Below are 21,667 nucleotides of genomic sequence, written 5' to 3' on the forward strand. Positions count from 1 at the left end.
TCACTTCTGATCCGGCTCGGGCTCCGGCCCGGTGGAGGCGTTCGGATCGGGCGCCGAGGCGTCGCCGGGAGCGGGCAGAGCTTTCGTCGCGTCGTCCGGATCGACTTCGGCCGAGCGACTGTCGATCTGCTCGCCGATGTAGCGGATCACGACGGCGGCGACCGCAGCCACCGGCACCGCCAGGAACGCACCGACGATGCCGAACAGCGACGATCCGGCAGTGACCGCGAGCAGCACCACGGCCGCGTGCAGATTCATGCTCCGCGACTGGAGAACGGGCTGCAGGACGTTCCCCTCGATCTGCTGCACCGCAATGATGAGTGCCAGCACGATGAGAGCCGTGGTGAACCCGTTGGCGACGAGCGCGACCAGCACGGCCAGGGCACCGGCAACGAAGGCACCCACGATCGGGACGAATCCACCGATGAACGTGAGGATCGCCAGCACCGGCGCGAGCGGTACACCGAGGATCACCAGGCCGATGCCGATGAACACCGCGTCGATGAGGCTCACGACGGCCTGGGTGCGAATGAACCCGCCGAGGGTGATCCACATCCGGGTCAGGACCTCTTCGAGGTGCCGCCCGGCAGTCCTGCCGCTGACCCGATGAAGCCAGGGGAGGAAACGCGGTCCGTCCTTGATGAAGAAGAACGACAGCACCAGGACGAGTGCGAACGTGATGAGCAGCGACCCGGCGGTGGTGACCCCGGAGAACACGCCCCCGGCGATGGAGGCAGCACTGCCCTGGACACGTTCGACCACCGCGTCCACGGCGTTGTCGAGTTGCTCGTCCTGCAGGTTGATGGGCGGGCCCTTCACCCAGTCCTGGACCGTGTTGATGCCTTCGGTGGCCTTGTTGGCCAGATCGGGCACCTGGTTGACCACCGACGGCACGATGCCGGCGATGATGCCGCCCACGATCGCGAAGAACAGCACGAGCGTGATCGACGCGGCCGGTGCGGGTGGGAGCCCGCGTTTGGTCATCGCCCGGGTCGGCGGCCACAGAATCGTCGAGACCACGATCGCGAGGGCGACCGGCAGCACGATCACCCACATTTTCTGGATGATCCAGCCGAGCACGAGGGCACCCGCAGCGATCACGACAAGGATCGCGGACCACTTCGCGAGCCACATTCCGCCGGCACCGATGAGGGTGGCCCGATCAGGAGTCTTCGACGATGTCGAGGCGGGGTTCGTACCCCATGGGCTGGATTTCGATTCGGTCAACGCTGGTCCTTCCGACATGTCTGTGCGAGTCGACGTGCCCGACGTCCGTAAATCTACGGTCACCACGCCCGGAATCCGAGCATGAGCGGGTTGTCGGATTTGCCCGACCGAGAGTCCCCGTTCGTGGCACTCTCGAAACGTGACGAATGGAACGGGCATGTCCCGGAGGACTCGGGCATCGATCATGCTGGTCGCGGTGGCTGTTGCCGGTGCTCTCACCGCGTGCAGCTCGGACGACGCGCGGACGTCGGACGGGGCGCGTTCCTCGGCGAGCGACGCCGCGACGAATGTGCAGGAACAAGCCGGCGGGGTCCTGTCCTCGGTGCAGCAGGCAGCCTCCGATGCCGCCGACAAAGCCGGAGAAGCGTTCGACGATGCCAAGATGAGTGCGTTCGTAGCGGCGTTCCGTGCCGGCTACCCGCAGTTGTCCGCCGACCGGGAGACCTCGTCGATCGAGTCCATCGTCACCGAGACGTGCCCGTTGATCGAGAACGGCGTCGGCGATCAGGACGTCAACGACAAGGTCGGCGAACTCGCCGCCGACGGGACGTCCGTGCCCGACGATGAGCAGGCCGCGCGGATCGCGCAGTTGGTGCGGGTAGCGTGCGGATGAGGCGACCGCGCGGGGTCTGCGTAGAATATTGAACCCGTGAGCCTTACCCTCGGAATCGTCGGTCTTCCCAACGTCGGCAAGTCGACGCTTTTCAACGCGCTGACCAAGAACGATGTGCTGGCTGCGAACTATCCGTTCGCCACCATCGAGCCCAATGTCGGCGTGGTCGAACTGCCCGATCCGCGGCTGAATCGCCTCGCAGAGATCTTCGGTTCGCAGCGCATCCTGCCTGCCACCGTGTCGTTCGTCGACATCGCCGGCATCGTCAAGGGAGCGTCCGAGGGCGCAGGCTTGGGCAACAAGTTCCTCGCCAACATTCGCGAAGCGGATGCGATCTGCCAGGTTGTGCGCGTGTTCGCCGACGACGACGTGATCCACGTCGACGGTCGCGTCGACCCGCTCGCCGACATCGAGATCATCGAGACCGAGCTGATCCTCGCCGACATCCAGACCCTCGAGAAGGCGCTGCCGCGTCTCGAGAAGGAAGCGAAGAAGAACAAGGACCTCAAGCCGCAGTACGAGGAGGCCGTCGAGGCGCAGGCCGTCCTCAACGAGGGCGCGACCCTGTTCTCGAAGAAGGACACCCTCGACTACGCGCTGCTGCGCGAGCTCAATCTCATGACCACCAAGCCGTTCCTCTACGTCTTCAACGCCGACGAGACGGTGCTGACCGACGACGCGAAGAAGCAGGAACTGCGTGAGGCCGTCGCTCCCGCGGACTGCGTGTTCCTCGACGCCAAGGTCGAGTCCGAGTTGATCGAACTCGAGCCGGAAGAAGCTCAGGAACTGCTCGACTCGATCGGTCAGGACGAGCCCGGCCTCGCCTCCCTCGCGCGCGTCGGCTTCCACACCCTCGGCCTCCAGACCTACCTCACGGCGGGTCCGAAGGAGGCGCGTGCGTGGACCATCCACCAGGGCGACACCGCACCGCAGGCCGCCGGCGTCATCCACTCCGACTTCGAGCGTGGCTTCATCAAGGCCGAGATCGTCTCGTTCGACGACCTCGACGCCGCCGGTTCGATGGCTGAGGCCAAGGCCCGGGGCAAGGTCCGGATGGAAGGCAAGGACTACGTCATGGCCGACGGCGATGTCGTGGAGTTCCGCTTCAACGTGTAGCGGCTGTTACCGCGCGGGCGTGATCTCGCTTTCGACGACCCACTTGTGGTTTGTCATCTCCATGCCATCGGCTTCGAGATCGACCATGTAGACGGTTTCGTCGGTGGAACTGTCGATCGTCGCCCGGGCGCCGTTCATTCCTCCCATGTGCTCGGCCTGCAGTCCCACTTCGGTCCCATCGGCGAGCGGCGCCGGGCCGGGGTTGTCGAGTTCTTCGTGGACGACCCATCGGTGGTCGACCACAGGCTCGCCGCCGGTTGTCGGGGTGTAGCTCACGGAGTAGGTCGTGGTGTCGAACGCTCCGGAGATGGTGGCTTGCGCGCCGTTCATGCCGGGCATGTGATCCGCGGTCAGTAGCACCGTCGTGCCGACCGGGTACCTCGGGTCGATCGCCGTTCGTATACCCGGCGGTGGTGCGCCGCCGTCCGCCGCGTGGTCGTGACCGGTCGCACCGCCGTCATGTTCTCCGTGGTGCTCGTGCATATCGCTGATGTTCGTGCCCGACCCTGCCACGTTGTCGGAACCGACGACCCTGGCAAGTCCGAGGACCGCACCGAAAGCCACCACCAGTCCGGCCCCGAAGAGCGCGAGCTTGATTGGGGTCTTCATCAGAGCCTCCTCGGTGTGTAGCCGGCTTCTCGACAGCGGCGAGGACCTTCTCGTCGTCGATCGGGCTGTCCGCGTTCACAACGAGCCTGCCGGTTCGGGCGAGGACCTCGATGCCTGCGACACCGGCGATCTCGCCGATCTTCTCACGCACGGACGTTTCGCGGTGCCCGCACGCCATATCGGTCGCCTGGTCTCGCCGACGGTCATCGTCGTCCCTCTGCCTATACCCGCCGGGGGTATGTGGCGCAATCCAACGTATACCCCCTACCGGTATCGCTGCAAGGGTGCACATCGGCTCGCTCGGGCGCGACGACCGTCCGCGCCCGACGCAGAAACAGATGACTTCCACGAAGTCGGTCCGCAGCCGAAGGGGGGTCGCCGGCTCGACGCGGTGCGCTTCAGCCGGTCGGTCGAATCGGGACGCGACCTTCTAGCGAGGCGCTTCGCTCAGCGTGCGGCGCGTAACGAACCGGCGTGGGGCGCCCGTCAGCGGATCGGTGAATTCGACTTCCCGCGCGAGTAATTGGAGAGGCTGCGAATAGTCGTCCGGTGCCTCGGGCAATAGTTCGGGATACCAGCGATCGCCCAGGATCCCGATCCCGAGCGCCGCGAGGTGCACTCGCAACTGATGCATCCGTCCGGTGCGTGGACGCAGAATCGTATGCAGCACAGCGCGTCCGGAGACGCCCACCCCGGATCCGAGCACGTCGATCAGCGTCTCGGCGTTGGGTTCACGGGCGTCGTCGACCACGCACCGAAGCTCCCCGCGCAGGACGGAGATGTGGTTGCGGTAGAGCAGAGGAAGCGTGTGTTCGCCGAGCGCCGGTGCGTCGGCGTCCCACCACGTCGGCTGGGTCGACACCGCCTCGTAGACCTTTGTGACCTGACGCTTCTCGAACATGGATTGGTACGCACCGCGAGTGTCGGGCCGGGCAGAGAACATCACCACGCCGGCCGTCGCGCGGTCGAGACGATGGATCGGAGTCAGGTTCGGGTTGTCGAGACGGAGCCGCAGGCGGACGAGTGCTGACTCGCGCAGGTACCGACCGCCCGGGGTGGTCGGAAGAAAGTGCGGCTTGTCGATCACGACGAGGTTGTCGTCGGTGTGCAGGATCTCCTCGTGAAAGGGAATCGGCTCCTCGGCCGGCAGGTCGCGGTAGTACCAGACGAAAGGATGCACACCCAGCGCGGTGTGACGGCCGATCGGGTGGCCGTCGCGGCCCACGATCTCGCCCGCATCGAACCGCCGGTACAGCTCGTCGGGGTCCAGATGGCCGAATCTCGTCACCGTGTACTCGGCGATCGTCTCCCACGGCCCTGAAGTCGGTACTTGCAGCCGCGTCGGTCCCACGCCGTCTCTGACGGGGAGCGGTGAGGGCATCGGCACCTGGTAATGATCCCACCGTCGGTCGGGCTCACCGCGATGCGGGTCGAGACCCGCCGTCAGGGATTGCGGCGGGTGGTCTCGTCGGCCGCTTCCCGTTCCCCGGTCTCGGCGAATGTGCGGAGGACCGTGGTGAAGAGGTCCGGATCTTCGACGTTCCACGGATGGTGCATCCCCGGCGCTACCCACGTCTGCAGTCGAGGGAGCGCTTTCCCCAGGGCGGGGAAGGCGTCACGCACGGAGCGCTGTTCCTTCTCGCCCGCGACAGCCAATATCGGGCCGGAATACGCGAAAGGCTCCGGAGGGATGGAGCTTTCGGCGACCTCACGGAATATGCGACGGTTGGTGTCCGGCGCAACACGGACGGCAGAGTCGACGTACAGGTCCCTCCCATCGGCCGGAACCCCGAACGCCGCAGCCTGTGCTCGCCAGTACCAACGTTTGCGCCACAACGGGATCTGAGGCGGGATGAGGAAGCGTTCGAGCGACGTCAGCCCGGTGAACGCAACGCCTGTGATCATGCAACTGCGAACGAGTTGGGGGTGACGATGCACGAGATGAACGGCGACGAACCCACCGAGTGACAGGCCGACGACGTGCGCGGTTCCGCCGATTGCGTGTTTGCGGATGATCTCGGCGATGTCGTCGGCGGCAGCGCGCATCCCCGGCCACCGCAGCCCGTAGCGCTCGCCGAGCGCCGGTAGATCCGGGGTCAGCAGATGACGCTCGGGGAGGCGTTCGATCTGCGGGCCCCACATCCAGCCCCCGGCATTGTTGCCGTGGAGTAGGACGATCGTTTCGCCCGTTCGGGGGCCGTGTTCCAGACCCCAGTGGCCGGAGCCCGTCATCGGACGAGATCCGTCCCGGTGCAGCGCAGTCCCAGAGTCGAACAAGAGGTACGCGACTTCGTCGAAACGTCGGCGCAGGGGAGAAGTCTCGGGCGCGGCTTCACGGGCGCCACTGTATTGGTCGCACAACGGACATGTCGAGTATTGATTCGGAGCACTTCTGTTCGCACGGCGGTCCGTCGTGGTTGAGTGGGCACATGGCTTCACTCCAGGCAACCGTGCTGAAGAGGGCGGCCCGCAAGATCGCCGGTAGCCACGGGCACGAAGTGATGCGACCGGTCGGAGACGGCACCGAGACACAATTTCCGCTGGCCTACGTCCGGACCGGCCCACGCGGGAAAGTTCCTGTGCTCATGGTGCCTGGCGGACCGGGACTTGCTTCCGTCCTGCCCTATCGCAGTTTGCGCCGTCGAGCAGAGCATGCAGGACTCGACGTCCTGATGATGGAGCATCGCGGTGTCGGGTTGTCGCGCCGCGATCTGCACGGCAACGAGCTGCCGAGCGAAGCGGTCACGGTCGACCACGTGGTCGAGGATCTCGCCGCGGTCCTCGATGATGCGGGGGTCGAGCGTGTGATCGTCTACGGCTCGTCCTACGGCACGTACCTTGCACAGGGCTTCGGGGTCCGGTATCCGGATCGGGTGGTGGGAATGGTCCTCGATTCGCCGATGCTGTCCGTTGCGGATGACATCGAGGGTGCACGCTCGTACCGGCGCGGACTGTTTCTCGAAGCGACCGATCCGGATCTGGCGCCGGTAGTCGAAGCCTTGCGTACCGCGCTCGCGCGTGGGGTGCCGGAGCCGGAGATCAACGTGGTCGTGCAGATCGCATACGAGTACGGAGGTCCGGACCTTCTCCGGGAGTTACTCGTCCAGCGGAGCAACGGACGGTTACGGCGCATCTGGAATCGGATGGCAAACGCCGGCTCGGCCGAGATAGACGGGGGAGGAGCACCGTTCTTCTTCGAACCCGATCTTGTTTCGCGGATTGCTTTCCGCGAGCTCGGATATGGGCTACCGCCCGACGGTGAACTGCTCGACCAGCAGGAGATTTTCGCGGCTGCCGCGGCGCGGCATCCGGAGTTCGTAGGGGAACCCTTCGACTTTCCCGCGCAGATCCCGGCATTCTCGTGGCCGACCGCGGTGATCTCCGGAGGCCGCGACCTGCGGACACCACCTCCGATCGCAGAAAAGATCGTAGATCTGGTACCCCGCGCGGTGCTGGTGTCGATACCGATCCTGGGTCACAGTGCCATGGATTCCCACCAGCTCGCGGCTGTGTATGTGACAAAGATGCTGGCGGACAACAGGTCCGAGTCTCCGGCGACGATGGAGCATCATATCGCCGGGTTGCCCCGGCGTGGGGCGGCGAATCTGATGCGGCGAGCGATCATCGGCGCGGTCGTCGTCGGTCGGTGGACGGCCACGGTCGCGTCCCGGCTTCCGTTTCGCGCTGGATCCTAGCGGCGTCGGGAGGCTTCGGAGAGATCGCCGGTAGCGGCGACGAACCATCGGGCTCACGGTGTCCGTTCGCTCCCGTTGCGGCACGGCCCCGGGGCGGCCGTTCAGGGACCTTCCGGGACCGTGCGCTCGGCCGGGCTCAGGTGTTGCCGAACAACTCTTTCAGACTGTCCGCGATCCGCACGGGGCAGTCGTCGCGCAGCGCGAAGTCCACGTCGGTACCGGCGAGTTCGACGGTGATCCGGGTGATCGGCGCGTTGTCTTCTTCGATGCTCAGGTGATGGGTGATGCGCGTGAGAACACCTGCCGCCAGGGTCTCGTGCTCGGTGACCGTGTTCTTCAGGTCCACGCGCACGTACTTGCCGATATGGGAAAGGTTGAGATCTTGGTGCGGTATTTCGTTCTTCGCCATGATGAGAAATCTACTTGACCCACCGGCGCCGTTTGTCGGTTACTACCGACCACTACCGGTTCCGGAGATGTGAGAACGAATACGTGGCACAGCGCTACCGGGTCCAGTATTGGAGCATCGGTTCCTCGCCGAGCAGCGACGAGCCCTCGGTGATGACAAGTGCGTCGGGTGAGATGCGGTACTGCACACCGTCGTTGGTCGCGGTGAAACCGTTCCCCGACGCCACGGGATCGTCGATCTCCAGGGCAGCTCCGTCGCTGAGTCGGACCCCTTTGTAGTACAAGCGTCCCACTCCGGTCTCGCAGACCACAACAAGCGACTCGGTGGTCTGTCCGGCGAAGACGGCGGCGTTGGTGTGATTGCAGCGTGCCTGCGGCACGCCGACGAAACCTTGGCCGTCCGTGTTGTCGAGCGGGGGACTCGACGGTGCCGGTCCCGCGGCCGGGGGTGCCGTGCCGGGGGCGGGATTGCCCGTCGCAACGAGTTCGAGGCCGTCGATCCGCAGTGCGACATCTCCCGGAAGCACGACCACGTAGCTGTCGCCCTCCACGTTGTCGTTCGCCAGCAGGCATGTGAAGTCGCCCGTCAAGCACGACAGGCGCTCCCAGTAACCGCCGTAGGACCGGGTGGGACGTACTGCGTATTCGCCCGGTGCGATGTCCACTCCGACTTTCAAGATCCCGTCGGTCGGCAGTGTCTGTGGCTCCGCAGTCGCAGACTCGGTTGCTGCCGGCGGTGGCGCGGACGTGGTGGGCGAGTCGGCGGTGACGGTGACCGTGCGTGCCGGCGAACCGGCAGCCGCCGTGTCCTCGGCCTCGGAGGCCGAGTTGCGAACGAGCACGACGGCGAGGCCGGCGAGAGTCGCGATGAGTGCAACGACGATCACTCCGCCCACAACCCATGGCCACTTCGGCCGCCGGGGTGGCTGTTCGAACGGGGGCGGTCCGTACCCGTACCCATACCCATCGGGGGGAGGTTGCGTCGACATCCGTATTCCTTCGGTCGGGCGGGTGCTGTCCTTTCCGGGATATCGGTGTCCGGGTGAGGCTGTTACGGCCGCGCACGACGCAGTTCGGTTCCGGTCGGGCTACGGTTCCGGCGGCCACTGTGCCCGCGTCGTGACATGTGTGTGCAGCCGAAGGGCCGCGGGGGAGGGATGGCGTGTGCCCGTCGCCAGTCCGATCGGGCGGTCGGCGATGCCGCTGACGTGCACGGTCGCGACACCGGGCTGTGGGATCTCCGCTCGCGGCAGGAGCGCAATGCCGAGGCCTTGTGCGACCAGTGCGCGGATCGTGTCGAACTCGCTGATCTCGAACGCGATGTAGGGATCGAATCCGGCTGCACGGCAGTAATTGTCGAGTTCGGTGCGGACGTGGTATGTGGGTGGGCCGGCGATGAAGTGTTCGTCGGCGAGTTCACCGAGGTCGACGCGGTCTCGCTCCGCGAGCGGGTGGGTGTCGGCGACATGCAGCAACAACGGTTGACTGCCGAGGACGGTGACGACGAGATCCTCCGGTGGCGGGATCATCACAGCCAGATCGAGCCGGCCGTCTCGGACCATCGCCGCCAGTGCTTCACCGTGTGCCTGAACGAGGTGGAGGCGAATGCGCGGGGCGTCGCGATGAAATTCGGCGAGGAGCGACGGGACGCTGACCGGGCCGAGTGTCAGGGGGAAGCCGAACCGGACGATCCCACTGTCGGGATCGGCGTGGCTGCGGACGGTGTTGATCGCGTCGTCGAGTTCCCGGATCGTCTCCCGGGTGCGCGCGTGCAGTTCACGCCCGGCCGTTGTCAGCGCCACCCCGCGTCCTATCTGCTGGAACAGCGATACGCCCATCGTGTGTTCCAAGGCTTTGATGCGGCGACTGACCGACGACTGCGGGACGCCCAGCCTGTCCGCGGCGTGCGTGATGTGCCCCTCTCTCGCTGCCGCGTCGAACGCAGCGAGCAATGGCACTACCGAGGCCGTCTCGTCCGAGAGAAATCGATCCATATCCGGATCATATTCCAGCGACGATGTCATTGGACGGAATGGTCACCTGGCGCGCACTCTGGAAGGACCTCGATACGGAAGCAGGTGTGCAGACGTGCAGGAGATTCGCGCCACCGGTGGGCCGACACAACCGGAGATCTACGACGCCGTACTGATCGGCGGCGGCATCATGTCCGCGACGCTGGGGGCGTTGCTCACCCGGCTCCAGCCCGACTGGTCGATCCTCGTTCTCGAACGCCTCGACGACACGGCGTCCGAAAGCAGCGCCGCGTGGAACAATGCCGGAACAGGCCACGCGGGATTCTGCGAACTCAACTACATGCCCGATCCCGGCGATCCGTCGCGCGCCGCAGAAATCGGGCGGCAGTTCCGGATCTCTCGTCAGTTCTGGGGGTCACTCGTCGAATCCGGTGATCTCGCAGCGTCGTTCACGAATGCGACGCCCCACATGAACGTGGTGTTCGGGGAGCAGGACGTGCGCTATCTGCGACAGCGATACGAAACACTGCGCCGGTCGCCGCTGTTCTCGGACATGGAGTACACCGAGGATCCCGACATCATCGCGCGATGGGCACCGCTGCTGATGGACGGTCGAACCGGGTCCGGAGTTGTCGCGGCCACCCGCGACGAGCGCGGCACCGACGTCGACTTCGGCGCCCTGACACAGGGTTTGCTCCAAGGAATGCGCGAGTCCGGCGCGGAAGTTCGGACCGGCCACGAGGTGACGCGGCTACGCCGCGATAGAGACGGACGATGGACCGTGTCGGGGCGAGGCAACACCGGGGACCACCGATTCACGGTGCGGTCCCGGTTCGTCTTCGTCGGGGCAGGAGGGTACGCACTCAAACTCCTCCAGAAGGCACGCATCCCGGAGGTTCGCGGTTACGCGGTCTTCCCGATAGGAGCGCAGTTCCTCCGCACCGACAACCCCGATCTGGTGGCCCGTCACGACGCGAAGGTCTACAGCCAGGCGGACTCGGGCGCCCCGCCGATGTCGGTGCCGCACCTCGACAAGCGGGTGGTCGATGGCCACGGCGCGTTGATGTTCGGCCCGTACGCGACCTTCAGTACGCGTCTGCTCAAACACGGGCGGCTCACCGACCTGCTCACGACGATTCGACTGCACAACATCTGTTCGCTTCTCGCGGTGGGCCTCCAGAACGTGTCGCTGGTTCGCTACCTCGTCGGACAGCTTCTGGCTTCACCGGAACGGAAGTTCGGTCAGTTGCAACGGTTTCATCCGGCAGCGTCGCCCGGCGAGTGGTACTCGATCGACGCGGGTCAGCGCGCACAACTGATCAAGCCGGATCGGCGCAAGGTGGGAGTGCTGACGTTCGGAACCGAGATCGTCACCGGCGCGGACGGTTCCATCGCGGGTCTGCTGGGGGCGTCACCCGGCGCGTCCGTCGCGCCTGCCGCCATGGTCGACGTGCTCACGGCGTGTTTCCCGGACCGGGCTCGCCACTGGGAGGCGACGCTGCAGCAGCTGATGCCGGGACTCGCGCTGCCCGGGAGCGCCGGCGACGAACCGTCGGAGAGCCGAGTATGAACGGACGGCGGTCGGGAGGGCGCGCGCCGGACGCGTACGTGTTGTCCGCCTGTTCAGCCGGCGGCAGCGAGAGCTTGCTGTTCCAGGGCCGGCCGGGGCGCGAGGATGGCCGAGTCCAGCAGCGTCTCGGCCTGTTCGTCCGGGATGGACAGCGCCAGGCAGAGCTCGGTGAGCACGCCGTTGCGGGCAGACCGGAGCATCTTCTTCTCACCCAATGAGAGGCCACACCGGTGCTCACGGCGAGTCAGGTCCCGGACGACGCCTGCGGTGACGAGGAGGTCGCCGAGCCTCAGCTTGTCCTGGTGGTCTTTGAACCTGCGCGACCAGCCGTTGTCTTCGGGGGGTGTGGGTGCGTGGAGAACCTCGAAGAGATCTTTGAGTTCCGTCGTGTCGTAGATTTCCCGGAGCCCGAGTTCCTCCGCCTTGGCGACGGGTACGTCGATCGTGAGATCGGACCGGTGGATGGCGAGCCGGAGATAGGACAGCCGAGTGGTCTTGATCGTCCGGTCGAAGATCTCGGTGACGGTTGCTGGGCCGTGGTGGGGATGGACAACGATTTGACCGGTCGAGAACTGCATGGGGACTGCTTTCTTGTGCACGCGGGTGTCGGAATCGACCGTCCGGTGGGCGTTATCGCGGCACCGAGACGATTGTCGTGCCATCTGCGGGGGAACGCAGTGACGCAGACACGGGGCGCCGCACCCATACGGATGGACGTGCCGGAGCCCGCGAGCCGACTCTTCTATTGTCCCACTTGTCCGACGTGTCGTGGCGGGTGAGATCTCTCACGCGGTGTGTGTCACGGCCGCATCCCCGCCAGAAATATCGAAACGAGTTGCGGCACAAGGCCGGGCGTCGCCCGGCGAATCGCGTCGGGCTGGGGGCGGGTGATCATACCGATCGCGAGGACGAGTTCGAGTGCGCCGAGATCCGGGCGGACGAGTCCTTCGGATCGCGCGGCGGCGAGCAGATTCTCGACCCCGGCGAGCGTTCGCGCCTGTGAATCCCGGACGGGCCCGGAGATCTCGTCTGCGACGAAATCGGCCAGTGCCGCGGCGAGGGCACCCAGATCCAAATCCACGAGCCGGTGGACGAAGTCGACCCATGCGGTGTCCGGAGCGCTGCCGATCAGATCGAGTGCCTCGTCGGCGGCGTCCTGGATCTCGCCGAGGATGGACAGCGAGACCTCGTCGGCCAGGGCGGCCCGCGAGTCGAAGTTGCGGTACAGAGTGGCGATCCCCACTCCCGCGGCCTCCGCGATGTGCTCGAGTGCGACGTCGCTTCCTTCTGCCGCGAACAGGCGCCGTGCTTCCCGGATTATCGCCTGGCGACGCTTGGCGGCATCGGAACGCATGAGTTCTCTTTCGTCGGGTGCCGGTGATGGCTGCACGAGGGACGGGTCGTGTTCCATTTGACACCAGATCTCCAACCGGAGGGTTATCTTCCGCTATAATCGGAGGAATGTCATCCGGTTATAGCCGGGTTCGTTGTGAAAGAAGAGTCGATGTCCCACCTGACCGCCGATACGCCCGCTCGTGACGCGGACCCGTCCACCGTCGTGAACAAGCGCACACCTCACTCGGCGTTCATGCTGCTGGGTATGACCGCCGGCCTCGGCGTGATCCTTGTTCTCCTGCTGATGGTCTTCATCATGCCGTCGCTGAAGAGCGGGGCGCACGACCTGAGCGTGGGCCTGGCCGGGACGTCGGGGGTCGTCGACGACTTCGAGCAGGCCCTCGTGACCGCCGCTCCCGACGCCTACACACCCCAGCGGTACGACTCGGAACAGGATCTGCGCGACGCCATCCTCGACCGAGAGATCGTCGGAGGGTTCGTCGTCGAAGAGTCGGGTGTGCACGCGCTGGTTGCCAGTGCCGGTTCGGCCACGATCTCCGGCACACTCGCCGGTACGGCCAACGCTGTCGGCCAGGTGACGGCCTCGCCGGTCACGGTGGAGGACGTGGTCCCGCTGCCTGCGTCGGACCCCACCGGTGTCGGAATCGGCGGACTGGCCTTCCCTCTCGTGTTCGGCGGCATCGTCCCGGTCGTCGCGTTCCGCAAAATTCTCCCGCGCAGCAACGGCTGGTATCTGGCGGGGCTGTTCACCTTCGCCGCCGTCGGTGGGACCATCGTCGCCGCCGTTCTCACCTACGCGTTCGGCAGCGTGGACACGGGATTCTGGGCAGTGGCAGGTTCTATCGCCATGGGGATTGCGGCACTGGCGTTCCCGCTGGCCGGGCTCCAGAAACTGTTCGGGGCCAAAGGTTTCACCATCGGTGCGATGGCGATGATGTTCCTCGGAAATCCCCTCGCCGGAATCTCCACGACCTCTGCATGGCTCCCGAGCGGGCTCGGCACGTTCGGCCAGATCCTTCCCCCCGGCGCAGCCGGGACCCTCGTGCGCTCCGCGGCCTACTTCCAGGGAACGGGCGGGCTCGTGGCGGCGTGCACTCTCGCGGCATGGATCGTCGTCGGACTTGCGCTGTACGTGATCGGCATGCGTCGCACCCGGGTGGACGCTCCTGTGGCCGCCTCCGCCGTTCCGGCAGCCTGAGGACCGAAAAACGTTTGTCCCCGCTCGGCCTCCGCGCGTACCGTCCCTTCGGTTAGCCGTGCAAACGATTGAGGAGACACCGCATGGACGCGATCACCGAGCGGGACATCAGAGCCTCGTTCGTCAACTGCTCCAAAGGGGAGGCCAAGCGGCTGCCGGCGCCCCGCGACCTCGCCGACCGGCCCTGGGAGGATCTGGATTTCCTGGGATGGACCGACCCCGCGTATCCAGGCCGCGGATACATCGTCGTAACCCGCGAGACCGGTCTCGTCGGGATCGCGATGCGATTCGAACCGAACGGTTCCGGTAAGTCGCAGATGTGCACGGTGTGCCTGACCACCCACACGCGAGGCGGGATCGCCTTGATGAGTGCCGGGAAGGTCGGTGACGCGGGTCGCGCAGGCAACACCCTCGGCACCTACATGTGCATCGACCTGGCATGTTCGCTGTATGCGCGGGGCAAGAAGAAGCCCGCACTCGGAAGCCGGTACCGCGAGGATCTCGGCCCCGAAGAAAAGATCGCGCGCGTTCGCGAGAATCTCCACGCCTTCGTGGACAGGCTTTTTCACTGACGGTGGCGTGCAGCCTCGCCGACAGCCGTGTTCCGGGACGCCGCCGCATTGTTTGGCATGATCGGTGGGGTCCCGGACGGTGCGGGTTTCCACGGTAACGACGAGTAGGAGCCACGGGTGTCGCAAGCAAAAACGGATACGGCCCCTACTCCGCGTCGCGGCGCCGGACCACGGATGGTCGGGGCTATCGCCGACGCGGTCGCCCGGGGTTACTCCGCGCTGGCCCTGACGCCGGTTCCCGGCGCATTCGTGGTCCGGGCCGTGTTCGAGCGCGACGCGAAGCGGCTCACGGCGAAACTCGACGAGGGAGCCCCCGAGACGCAGTTCGTCGGCGGTCTCCGGTATCGGGACGGGGACGTGGACGCCTGCCTTGATGTCTACAGTCCCACCGGGGCAACCTCGGCGCTCCCGACGATCGTGTGGGTGCACGGCGGAGCCTGGATCGCCGGTAGCCGCGCCGACTACGCCGGCTACTACCGGCGCCTGGCGGACGCCGGGTTCACCGTCGTCTCCGTCGGCTATTCACTCGCGCCGCGACACCGTTATCCCGCTGCGGTCGAACAGCTGGCGGACGCGCAACGCTACCTGCTCGACCACGCCGAAGAACTCCACATCGACACCGAGCGCATCGTTCTGGCGGGAGATTCGGCCGGCGCTCAGCTGACGGCCCAGCTCGCCCTGGCTGTGACGGACCCGTCCTATGCCGCCAGGCTCGGTATCAGTCCCCACTTCGCGTCCGGCCAGGTCAGGGGGGTGGTTCTCAATTGCGGAATCTACAACGTGGCTGCCCTGGGCGGCGGCAGTGACCTGATCCGCTGTGGCGTCGAGCAAGCGATGTGGGCCTACCTCGGGGAACGAAAGTTCGCGGAGTCGGAGGCCGCGCGGCAGATGTCGACTCTCGCTCTCGTCACCGCGAACTTCCCACCCACCTACATCACCGGCGGCAATGGCGACCCGCTCACCGCGACGCAGTCCCGGCCGTTCGCGGAGAGGCTGACCGGCCTCGGCGTCGAGGTGGATTCGCTGTTCTACCCGGACGGCCACGAGCCGGAATTGGAACACGAGTACCAGTTCGACCTCTCCACCCCCGACGCTCGGGACGCGCTCGCGCGCACGATCGCCTTCGCCCGGAAGGTGACCGCCTGAGCGGTCACCGCCCGAACGGCGCAGCGCTCACCGTGCAGCGAGGTCGCTCACCACACGTTCTGCGAGCGGCCGCGACGAGGCCGGGTTCTGGCCCGTGTACAACGTGCGGTCGACCACCAGGTGCGGCTGCCATGCGTCTCCCGAGGAGAACAGGGCGCCGGCTTCCTGAAGCCGGTCCTGCAGAAGCCACGGTGCCTTGCCGGCCAGTCCGGCCTGTACTTCCTCGATGTTGGTGAACCCGGTCAGCTTGTAGCCCTCGAACAACCAGCGGCCACCGGAGGCGAACGCGGGCAAGAGTGCGGCGGGGGCGTGGCACACCATCGCGACGACCTTCCCCGATTCCGTGAAGTGACGTACGAGTTCACCGAACCGCTCGTCGACGGCGAGGTCCTGCATGGGTCCGTGACCGCCGGGGACGAACAGCAGGTCGTAGTCGGCGGCGTCGACGTCCTCGAGGACTGCGGCGCCGGCCAGCGTCGGCTGAAGCTCCTCCAATGCCTTTTTCAGCTCCGCGGCGCGGTCCTCGCCGCCCGCCGCATCGGGCTCGAGACTGGCCTGGTCGACGACCGGCGTACGTCCGCCCGGCGTGGCGACCGTGATGTCGTAACCTGCCTGGTCGAACACGTTGTACGGCTCGACCAGCTCTTCGGCCCAGAACCCTGTGGGATGCTGCGTGCCGTCGCTCAGCGTCCAGTGGTCGGCCGCGGAGACCGCGAAAAGCAACTTGGTCATGATGGTCCTCTCCGGTTGATTCCTCGTCCTGCCGCGTACCCATTCGGGGTGCGGTGGACACGAGGTACTGCACGAACGGAAATCGCCGGGCCCGGAGACTCCGGACCCGGCGACTCGCTCGGGTGTGCGCCCTGGTGCGGGCTAGCTGAGCACCTCTTGGGCGATGGCCGCGAGGCGCGTCTGGGCGGCGGATACGACGCCGTGACGATTCTTGTGTGCTTCCTCGTACGCAACGATTGCGCGGATGTCGGACGCTTCGGTGAGTTCCTTCACCGCTGCGACGGCGCTGCTGACGTTGAGCTTGTCGTAATCCTCGATCGGCAACTCGTCCGCGGCGAGGACACCCGATGCGGTGCGCACCCGGTGCAGGGCTTCCGCCGTGCCGTCCGCACCCTCGCGTCGGCTGACCCGTTCCGCAGTCTCGAGAGCCGAATCGCGGCTGGCTCCGAGGGTCTTGGCCGCGACGTCACCGGCATGTGCGCCGCGTGTCAGGATCGACTCGATCCGCGGGCGGGTCGAGCGGGCTGCGTCGATGGCACGGTCGAGGCCGCGGGTGGACCAGTTGACCGGGGTATTCACCAAGCGCACGGCCGCGCCGGCTGCCGCCTGGAGCGGTGTGCGCCGCAAGGCTGCGGGCCCACCGAGTGCCTCTTCGGCGATCACGGTGGTCAGCCACTCGACAGTCGCGCTGTGAGCCTTGATGAGCTTGTTCGCGAGCGACACGATCGACGAGTTGCCGTCCGCCGTCGCCAGCGCCTTGACGTAGCGGGCGCGGTCGAGCAGCTGGTGTTCGAGAGCGAGGTCACCGAGCAGTGCCTCGTCGAACGGCTGCGCCTGTTCGGTCAGTGTCTTGACGGCGGTGGTCGCGCGGCCGAGGACCGGGCCGATCACGTCGGGCAGCCCGCCGAGCTCGCGGATGGCTTCCTCGATCGCAACGGCGCGGACGCGGCAGTTCTGAGCGTTCTCGGTCAGCTCCCGCCGCACCGCTTCGGTACGGGCCTGTGCGACACGGGTCTCTGCCACCTGGGTTTCGGCGTGGGTGAGCTGGTGCAAGGTGCGGAGCTGGGTGAGCAGCGCCGCGGTGTTGGTCTGGGTCATCGTGTGTTGCTCCTTCGCACTTGGGGTCGATGGGCTCCAGCGATGTCACTTGTAACGGCTACCCGACGAGATGGATCCCGAACATCGCGTGACGCAGGACACAATCGAGTATTCTTGACCCAGCAGAAATTTCCTTTCACGGTCCGGTCTCCCGGGCCAGGGGCGTGCGCGCGTTGTTTAGGGGTGCGACGTCCGGGGCATAGCTCCCAGCACGTCGGTGAGCCAGAGAATCTACGAGATCGAGCCGCAAGGCCTCTCCGGGTTCTGCTCGGCACTCGAGTGAGACGAAAGTTGGAGACAGCGAATGACGACCGTAGTACCCCCTAACCCATTGGCAGGCCCGAAAAGTCCCAATAGTCCGGGTTCTTGGGCGCAGCCGAGTGTCGCCGGTACGCGTCGCAGCGCGTCGGACCTGTCGGAGACCGCGTTCGTCGAGCACTCCTGGGCCGGCCCCGCACTGTTCGCGTGCCTGGTACTGCTGGGGGGTATCGCCGGAGGTGTCCTCATGGGATCCCTCGGTGCGGGCATGGCATTCGCCGCCATGATCGGCGGTCTCGCAGCAATCCTCGTCGCCTGCCTCTGACCCGCGTCGTCGTCGCCGCACGACGGGGAGGTCCCGGTTCACGGGCCCCGGACATGCACGACACTTTCGTTCGGAATTTCCGCTGCGGTCCGGCGTGCGCACGTGCAGTATCTGTTCATGTCGGCGCCGTGGGACGAGGACGGCGGCTTCGCGTGGGAGCGCCGCGAAGCCGGTCACAGCTGGGAAGAGATCGGTAGCGAGCTGGGATGCCCGCCGCATGTCGCCGAGGAACTCGGCGAGAGATACCGGGCGGAGATCGATCGCCTGACGATGCGCGACCAGATTCCGCTGTTCGACCTTCCCGAGTGACCTCTTCCACACTGCACCCCGTCCTGCGAGCCAGGTCCCGCCTCGGGTCTCGTATGTGCGCTCAGGCGGTCCTCGCGTTCGACCTGCACAATCGTTGCGGTGTCCGTCGCGTGTGGTAAGCCGTAGCGACGACCGAGTCGACCACGAGGGGGCCCACGCGTGCTCACGCTGCACCGTGCCGAACGCACCGACATCCTTGCCGACGCGCTCGGCGAGTTGCTGACGGCGCCGCTCGACGACCCGTTCGCACGCGACATCGTCGCCGTGCCCGCTCGCGGCATCGAACGCTGGCTCACACAGCGTCTGTCCACGGTGCTGGGCGCAACACACGGCGACGGCGTCGCCGCCAACATCGATTTCCCGTCCCCGTCCCGGCTGGTCGCGGAGGTGCTCGCCGCCGCGTCGGACACCACCGCCGAAGACGACCCCTGGCTCCACTCCCGAGTGTTGTGGACCGTGCTCGACGTCATCGACGACTCCGTCGGAGAGCCGTGGTGCGCCGCGCTGGCCCGGCACCTCGGCCACGGCGCCGACGACCATCGGGCGGGGCGCCGGTATGCGACCGCCGCACATCTCGCCGACCTCCTGCGCAGTTACGGACTGCAACGTCCGGACATGATCGCCGAGTGGGCGGCCGGACGGGACACCGACGGAACGGGCGCCCCGCTCGCCGACCACCTCCGCTGGCAGGCCGAACTGTGGCGTCGCGTGCGCGACCGCATCGGCACCGACAGTCCGTCCCAGCAACTCGGCACCCTGTGCGCGCGGTTGCGTGCCGAACCGGAGATCGTCGGCCTGCCCGGCCGTGTGTCGCTGTTCGGCCCCACCCGTCTCGACGCGGTGCAACTCGCGGTGGTCTCGGCGCTCGGTGCCCACCGCGACGTGCACCTGTGGGTTCCGCACCCGAGTCCTGCCATGTGGAGTGCGCTCGCGGACGGAAAGACCCCGCTGCGTCGCGCCGAGGACGACAGCGCGCTCCGTGTCCGTCACCCGCTGCTCGCAGCGCTCGGACGTGACGTGCGCGAGTTCGAAAGGCGGTTGTCGGGCCTCGAGGCCACCGAGATCACCCACGCGGCCCCCGAGCCGCCCGCCACGTTGCTCGGCCGAGTGCAGTCGGACATCCGGGCGGACCGCGCCCCGGAGCCGGGCTCCGCGCAGGCGGACGGCACCGTCATGATCCACGCATGTCACGGACCGACCCGCCAGGTCGAGGTCCTTCGTGAATGTCTGCTGCACCTGTTCCAGGACGATCCCACCCTCGAGCCGCGCGATGTGGTCGTGATGTGCCCGGACGTCGAGACCTATGCCCCTCTCGTGCACGCCGCGTTCGGGCGGGGAGTGGGCGAGCACGCGGGGCACACGCTGCGGGTGCGACTCGCCGATCGTGGGCTGCGCCAGACCAATCCGGTCCTGTCGGTGCTCGACACCCTCCTCGGCCTCGCCGACGCCCGCGTCACGGCCAGCGAAGTGCTCGATCTCGCGGCCGCGGCCCCGGTTCGGCGCCGGTTCGGGTTCGACGACGACGATCTCGAACGGCTCCAGGAATGGGCTGCCGAGACCGGAGCACGCTGGGGACTCGGCACGTGGCAACGCCGCCCGTTCGGTCTTGCCGACTTCCCGCAGAACACCTTCGGGACAGCCCTCGACCGGATTCTCCTCGGCGTCGCCGCCGACGAGTCCGGCGGTGAATGGCTCTCCCTCGCACTGCCCCTCGACGACGTCGACAGCAACGACATCGATCTGGCCGGCAGGTTCGCCGAGTACATCGACAGGCTCACGGTGTCGCTGCTGGGGATCCGCGGTCCGCACCCGGCCGAGAAGTGGTCGGCCGCGCTCATGCAGGCGCTCGATCTGCTCACCGATGCCGCGCCCGCCGACGCATGGCAGCTCGCGCAGGCCCACCGTGAGATCGGTGCCGCTGTCGAGCACGCGGGCGGCGCGGAACTGCGGCTGGCCGATGTGCGCGCCATGCTCGCGAGCCGCCTCGCAGGACGCCCGACCCGAGCCAATTTCCGCACGGGTGAACTCACGGTGTGCACGATGGTGCCGATGCGGTCGGTACCTCATCGCGTGGTGGTGCTGCTCGGGCTCGACGACGACGTCTTCCCCCGCAATGCGCACGTCGACGGCGACGATGTGCTTGCGCAGAATCCCTGTGTCGGAGAACGGGATTCCCGCAGCGAGGACCGTCAGCTGCTTCTCGATGCCATGATGTCCGCGACCGAGCGGGTTCTCTTGTTCTACACCGGCGCGGACGCGGTCACCGGTGCCGCACGGCCACCGGCTATTCCGCTCACGGAGATTCGCGACGTGATCACGACGATGGCCGGCACGACCGCCGACGACGAGGCGATCGTGCGCCGTCATCCGTTGCAGCCCTTCGATCCCCGCAACTTCCGGGCCGACGCCCCGTTCGGTTTCGATGCTGCCGAACTCGCGGGAGCCCGAGCAACACAACGGCATTCGCGCGATCCTGTAGCGCCGTCCGGTTTGGCGGTGGAGACGCTCGCTCCTCCGGTGCTCACGGACGTCGACCTCGACGACCTCGTCGCGTTCCTGGTTCACCCGAGCCAGGGCTTTCTGCGGCAACGCCTCGGCGTACGAATCCCCGAGCTGGACGAAGGCATCGTGGATGCTCTCGATGTCGAACTCGACCCGCTGGCAAAGTGGAACCTCGGCGACCGCATGCTCGAAGCGCGGCTGGCGGGAATGTCGGCCGCGGATTTCCGGGCAGCGGAGTGGCGCCGCGGCACGCTGCCACCGTATGCGCTCGGCGAGAAGGTGCTCGACGATGTGACGTACGAGGTCGAAGGCCTCGTCGCGGCATGTGCGCCGGTCCATGCCGGACGCGCACAGACCGTCGACGTCGTCTTCGATCTCGGGGACGGGCGCAGATTCACCGGCACAGTGAGCGGCGTGCACGGGACGGTCGTAGCCCGGAGTACGTACTCCAAGCTCGGTCCCAAACATCGACTCACCGCGTGGGTGCAGTTGCTTGCCGTTGCGGCGTCCGGCCGGCCGGGGCAGTGGCAGGCCGTCACCACCGGGCGAAGCCGCTCGCGGCTGCCGGCGTGGCGGTCCACCTTGCTCGCCCCCGCCGACGCCGCGGAACAACTGAGGCGCCTCGTAGACCTGCGCGACCGGGGACTGCGGACACCGTTGCCGATGGTGACCGGAGCGTCTTCCGAATACGCCGAGCGGCGGCACCGGGGCGACTCGGTCGAGATGGCGATCACCGCGGCGAGCCGGGCTTTCGGCGGTGCATTCGGCGACGGGCAGGATCGGCACGTGAGCTACCTGCACGGATCGGGAGTGACGCTCGGTGCTCTCACGGACCCGAAGCCACTCGACGACGAACGTTCCTGGTTCGACGATCCCAGTCGTTTCGGTGTCCTCGCGCGCCGGTTGTGGGAGCCGTTGCTCGCGTCGGAGAATCAGGCCAGGCCGTGACGGAAGGAAATC

The 21,667-nt window shown here is 66.8% G+C and carries 21 protein-coding genes; 10 read left to right on the forward strand and 11 right to left on the reverse strand.

What is annotated here, in order from left to right; genetic code table 11:
- A complete protein-coding gene (locus tag HF877_RS12875; RefSeq protein ID WP_240952345.1) occupies positions 1–1,227 on the reverse strand; it encodes an AI-2E family transporter in 1,227 nt (408 codons plus the stop codon).
- A gap of 157 nt (positions 1,228–1,384) precedes the next feature.
- On the opposite strand from HF877_RS12875, the gene HF877_RS12880 reads away from it, so the two are divergent.
- Together HF877_RS12880 and ychF are read left to right on the forward strand one after the other, a co-directional pair.
- The gene (locus HF877_RS12880; RefSeq protein ID WP_240952346.1) at positions 1,385–1,840 is read left to right on the forward strand and encodes a hypothetical protein; all 456 of its coding nucleotides are present in this window, start codon (positions 1,385–1,387) and stop codon (positions 1,838–1,840) included.
- 36 nt (positions 1,841–1,876) lie between these two features.
- Positions 1,877–2,956, forward strand: coding sequence for a redox-regulated ATPase YchF (ychF, locus tag HF877_RS12885; RefSeq protein WP_169621560.1), 1,080 nt, complete (start codon positions 1,877–1,879; stop codon positions 2,954–2,956).
- Positions 2,957–2,962: 6 nt separating this feature from the next.
- On the opposite strand, the gene HF877_RS12890 is transcribed toward ychF, so the two are convergent.
- The 3 genes from HF877_RS12890 to HF877_RS12900 all read right to left on the reverse strand — a co-directional run bounded on the left by HF877_RS12890 (position 2,963) and on the right by HF877_RS12900 (position 5,797).
- Positions 2,963–3,565: a YdhK family protein gene (locus HF877_RS12890; protein WP_169621561.1), complete on the reverse strand. Its 603-nt coding sequence runs from the start codon at positions 3,563–3,565 to the stop codon at positions 2,963–2,965.
- 430 nt (positions 3,566–3,995) lie between these two features.
- Positions 3,996–4,946: a pseudouridine synthase gene (locus HF877_RS12895; protein WP_169621562.1), complete on the reverse strand. Its 951-nt coding sequence runs from the start codon at positions 4,944–4,946 to the stop codon at positions 3,996–3,998.
- A gap of 62 nt (positions 4,947–5,008) precedes the next feature.
- Positions 5,009–5,797, reverse strand: coding sequence for an alpha/beta hydrolase (locus HF877_RS12900; protein ID WP_169621563.1), 789 nt, complete (start codon positions 5,795–5,797; stop codon positions 5,009–5,011).
- 197 nt (positions 5,798–5,994) lie between these two features.
- On the opposite strand from HF877_RS12900, the gene HF877_RS12905 reads away from it, so the two are divergent.
- Positions 5,995–7,260 carry an alpha/beta fold hydrolase gene (locus tag HF877_RS12905; protein WP_169621564.1) on the forward strand — a complete coding sequence of 422 codons (1,266 nt, stop codon included), beginning with the start codon at positions 5,995–5,997 and terminating at the stop codon, positions 7,258–7,260.
- A 136-nt stretch (positions 7,261–7,396) separates the two neighbouring features.
- Here HF877_RS12905 and HF877_RS12910 read toward each other — a convergent pair whose 3' ends face one another.
- The 3 genes from HF877_RS12910 to HF877_RS12920 form a co-directional block, all read right to left on the reverse strand.
- Entirely contained in the window at positions 7,397–7,669 is a 273-nt protein-coding gene (locus HF877_RS12910; protein WP_169621565.1) for a hypothetical protein, read from the reverse strand.
- Between the two features lie 94 nt (positions 7,670–7,763).
- Positions 7,764–8,555: a hypothetical protein gene (locus HF877_RS12915; RefSeq protein ID WP_169621566.1), complete on the reverse strand. Its 792-nt coding sequence runs from the start codon at positions 8,553–8,555 to the stop codon at positions 7,764–7,766.
- Positions 8,556–8,756: 201 nt separating this feature from the next.
- Positions 8,757–9,662 carry a LysR substrate-binding domain-containing protein gene (locus HF877_RS12920; protein WP_169621567.1) on the reverse strand — a complete coding sequence of 302 codons (906 nt, stop codon included), beginning with the start codon at positions 9,660–9,662 and terminating at the stop codon, positions 8,757–8,759.
- Between the two features lie 94 nt (positions 9,663–9,756).
- Here HF877_RS12920 and mqo point away from each other — a divergent pair, with 94 nt between their 5' ends.
- Entirely contained in the window at positions 9,757–11,211 is a 1,455-nt protein-coding gene (gene mqo, locus HF877_RS12925; RefSeq protein ID WP_346765140.1) for a malate dehydrogenase (quinone), read from the forward strand.
- 53 nt (positions 11,212–11,264) lie between these two features.
- Here mqo and HF877_RS12930 read toward each other — a convergent pair whose 3' ends face one another.
- Both HF877_RS12930 and HF877_RS12935 read right to left on the reverse strand, forming a co-directional pair.
- Positions 11,265–11,789: a CarD family transcriptional regulator gene (locus HF877_RS12930; RefSeq protein ID WP_169621569.1), complete on the reverse strand. Its 525-nt coding sequence runs from the start codon at positions 11,787–11,789 to the stop codon at positions 11,265–11,267.
- A gap of 221 nt (positions 11,790–12,010) precedes the next feature.
- The gene (locus tag HF877_RS12935; protein WP_169621570.1) at positions 12,011–12,565 is read right to left on the reverse strand and encodes a TetR/AcrR family transcriptional regulator; all 555 of its coding nucleotides are present in this window, start codon (positions 12,563–12,565) and stop codon (positions 12,011–12,013) included.
- A gap of 150 nt (positions 12,566–12,715) precedes the next feature.
- Between HF877_RS12935 and HF877_RS12940 the strand changes: the two genes are divergently transcribed.
- The 3 genes from HF877_RS12940 to HF877_RS12950 all read left to right on the forward strand — a co-directional run bounded on the left by HF877_RS12940 (position 12,716) and on the right by HF877_RS12950 (position 15,483).
- Positions 12,716–13,765, forward strand: a complete 1,050-nt coding sequence (locus HF877_RS12940; protein WP_206037049.1) for an ABC transporter permease — start codon at positions 12,716–12,718, stop codon at positions 13,763–13,765.
- A gap of 83 nt (positions 13,766–13,848) precedes the next feature.
- Positions 13,849–14,337, forward strand: coding sequence for an FBP domain-containing protein (locus HF877_RS12945; RefSeq protein WP_169621571.1), 489 nt, complete (start codon positions 13,849–13,851; stop codon positions 14,335–14,337).
- Between the two features lie 117 nt (positions 14,338–14,454).
- Positions 14,455–15,483, forward strand: coding sequence for an alpha/beta hydrolase (locus HF877_RS12950; RefSeq protein ID WP_346765141.1), 1,029 nt, complete (start codon positions 14,455–14,457; stop codon positions 15,481–15,483).
- A gap of 27 nt (positions 15,484–15,510) precedes the next feature.
- Here the strand turns inward: HF877_RS12950 and HF877_RS12955 are convergent, their stop codons facing one another.
- Both HF877_RS12955 and HF877_RS12960 read right to left on the reverse strand, forming a co-directional pair.
- Positions 15,511–16,215, reverse strand: a complete 705-nt coding sequence (locus HF877_RS12955) for a type 1 glutamine amidotransferase domain-containing protein (protein WP_169621572.1) — start codon at positions 16,213–16,215, stop codon at positions 15,511–15,513.
- A 141-nt stretch (positions 16,216–16,356) separates the two neighbouring features.
- A complete protein-coding gene (locus HF877_RS12960) occupies positions 16,357–17,313 on the reverse strand; it encodes a ferritin-like domain-containing protein (protein ID WP_169621573.1) in 957 nt (318 codons plus the stop codon).
- 304 nt (positions 17,314–17,617) lie between these two features.
- Here HF877_RS12960 and HF877_RS12965 point away from each other — a divergent pair, with 304 nt between their 5' ends.
- The 3 genes from HF877_RS12965 (at position 17,618) to recC (ending at position 21,655) form a co-directional block, all read left to right on the forward strand.
- Positions 17,618–17,896: a hypothetical protein gene (locus tag HF877_RS12965; RefSeq protein WP_169621574.1), complete on the forward strand. Its 279-nt coding sequence runs from the start codon at positions 17,618–17,620 to the stop codon at positions 17,894–17,896.
- 117 nt (positions 17,897–18,013) lie between these two features.
- Positions 18,014–18,205 carry a hypothetical protein gene (locus tag HF877_RS12970; RefSeq protein ID WP_169621575.1) on the forward strand — a complete coding sequence of 64 codons (192 nt, stop codon included), beginning with the start codon at positions 18,014–18,016 and terminating at the stop codon, positions 18,203–18,205.
- Between the two features lie 159 nt (positions 18,206–18,364).
- A complete protein-coding gene (gene recC / locus HF877_RS12975; RefSeq protein WP_169621576.1) occupies positions 18,365–21,655 on the forward strand; it encodes an exodeoxyribonuclease V subunit gamma in 3,291 nt (1,096 codons plus the stop codon).
- Positions 21,656–21,667 lie beyond the last annotated feature (12 nt).

The organism is Rhodococcus sp. BL-253-APC-6A1W (assembly GCF_012843405.1).
GTDB lineage: Bacteria > Actinomycetota > Actinomycetes > Mycobacteriales > Mycobacteriaceae > Rhodococcus.

Excerpts from the sequence above, each read along its gene's own strand:
- HF877_RS12890 (WP_169621561.1), bottom strand. The coding sequence starts at position 3,565 with ATGAAGACCCCAATCAAGCTCGCGCTCTTCGGGGCCGGACTGGTGGTG.
- HF877_RS12920 (WP_169621567.1), bottom strand. The coding sequence starts at position 9,662 with ATGGATCGATTTCTCTCGGACGAGACGGCCTCGGTAGTGCCATTGCTC.
- HF877_RS12900 (WP_169621563.1), bottom strand. The coding sequence starts at position 5,797 with ATGACGGGCTCCGGCCACTGGGGTCTGGAACACGGCCCCCGAACGGGC.
- HF877_RS12880 (WP_240952346.1), top strand. The coding sequence starts at position 1,385 with ATGTCCCGGAGGACTCGGGCATCGATCATGCTGGTCGCGGTGGCTGTT.
- HF877_RS12930 (WP_169621569.1), bottom strand. The coding sequence starts at position 11,789 with ATGCAGTTCTCGACCGGTCAAATCGTTGTCCATCCCCACCACGGCCCA.
- HF877_RS12955 (WP_169621572.1), bottom strand. The coding sequence starts at position 16,215 with ATGACCAAGTTGCTTTTCGCGGTCTCCGCGGCCGACCACTGGACGCTG.
- HF877_RS12945 (WP_169621571.1), top strand. The coding sequence starts at position 13,849 with ATGGACGCGATCACCGAGCGGGACATCAGAGCCTCGTTCGTCAACTGC.
- HF877_RS12910 (WP_169621565.1), bottom strand. The coding sequence starts at position 7,669 with ATGGCGAAGAACGAAATACCGCACCAAGATCTCAACCTTTCCCATATC.
- HF877_RS12905 (WP_169621564.1), top strand. The coding sequence starts at position 5,995 with ATGGCTTCACTCCAGGCAACCGTGCTGAAGAGGGCGGCCCGCAAGATC.
- HF877_RS12940 (WP_206037049.1), top strand. The coding sequence starts at position 12,716 with ATGTCCCACCTGACCGCCGATACGCCCGCTCGTGACGCGGACCCGTCC.
- HF877_RS12960 (WP_169621573.1), bottom strand. The coding sequence starts at position 17,313 with ATGACCCAGACCAACACCGCGGCGCTGCTCACCCAGCTCCGCACCTTG.
- HF877_RS12935 (WP_169621570.1), bottom strand. The coding sequence starts at position 12,565 with ATGCGTTCCGATGCCGCCAAGCGTCGCCAGGCGATAATCCGGGAAGCA.
- HF877_RS12965 (WP_169621574.1), top strand. The coding sequence starts at position 17,618 with ATGACGACCGTAGTACCCCCTAACCCATTGGCAGGCCCGAAAAGTCCC.
- HF877_RS12970 (WP_169621575.1), top strand. The coding sequence starts at position 18,014 with ATGTCGGCGCCGTGGGACGAGGACGGCGGCTTCGCGTGGGAGCGCCGC.
- HF877_RS12895 (WP_169621562.1), bottom strand. The coding sequence starts at position 4,946 with ATGCCCTCACCGCTCCCCGTCAGAGACGGCGTGGGACCGACGCGGCTG.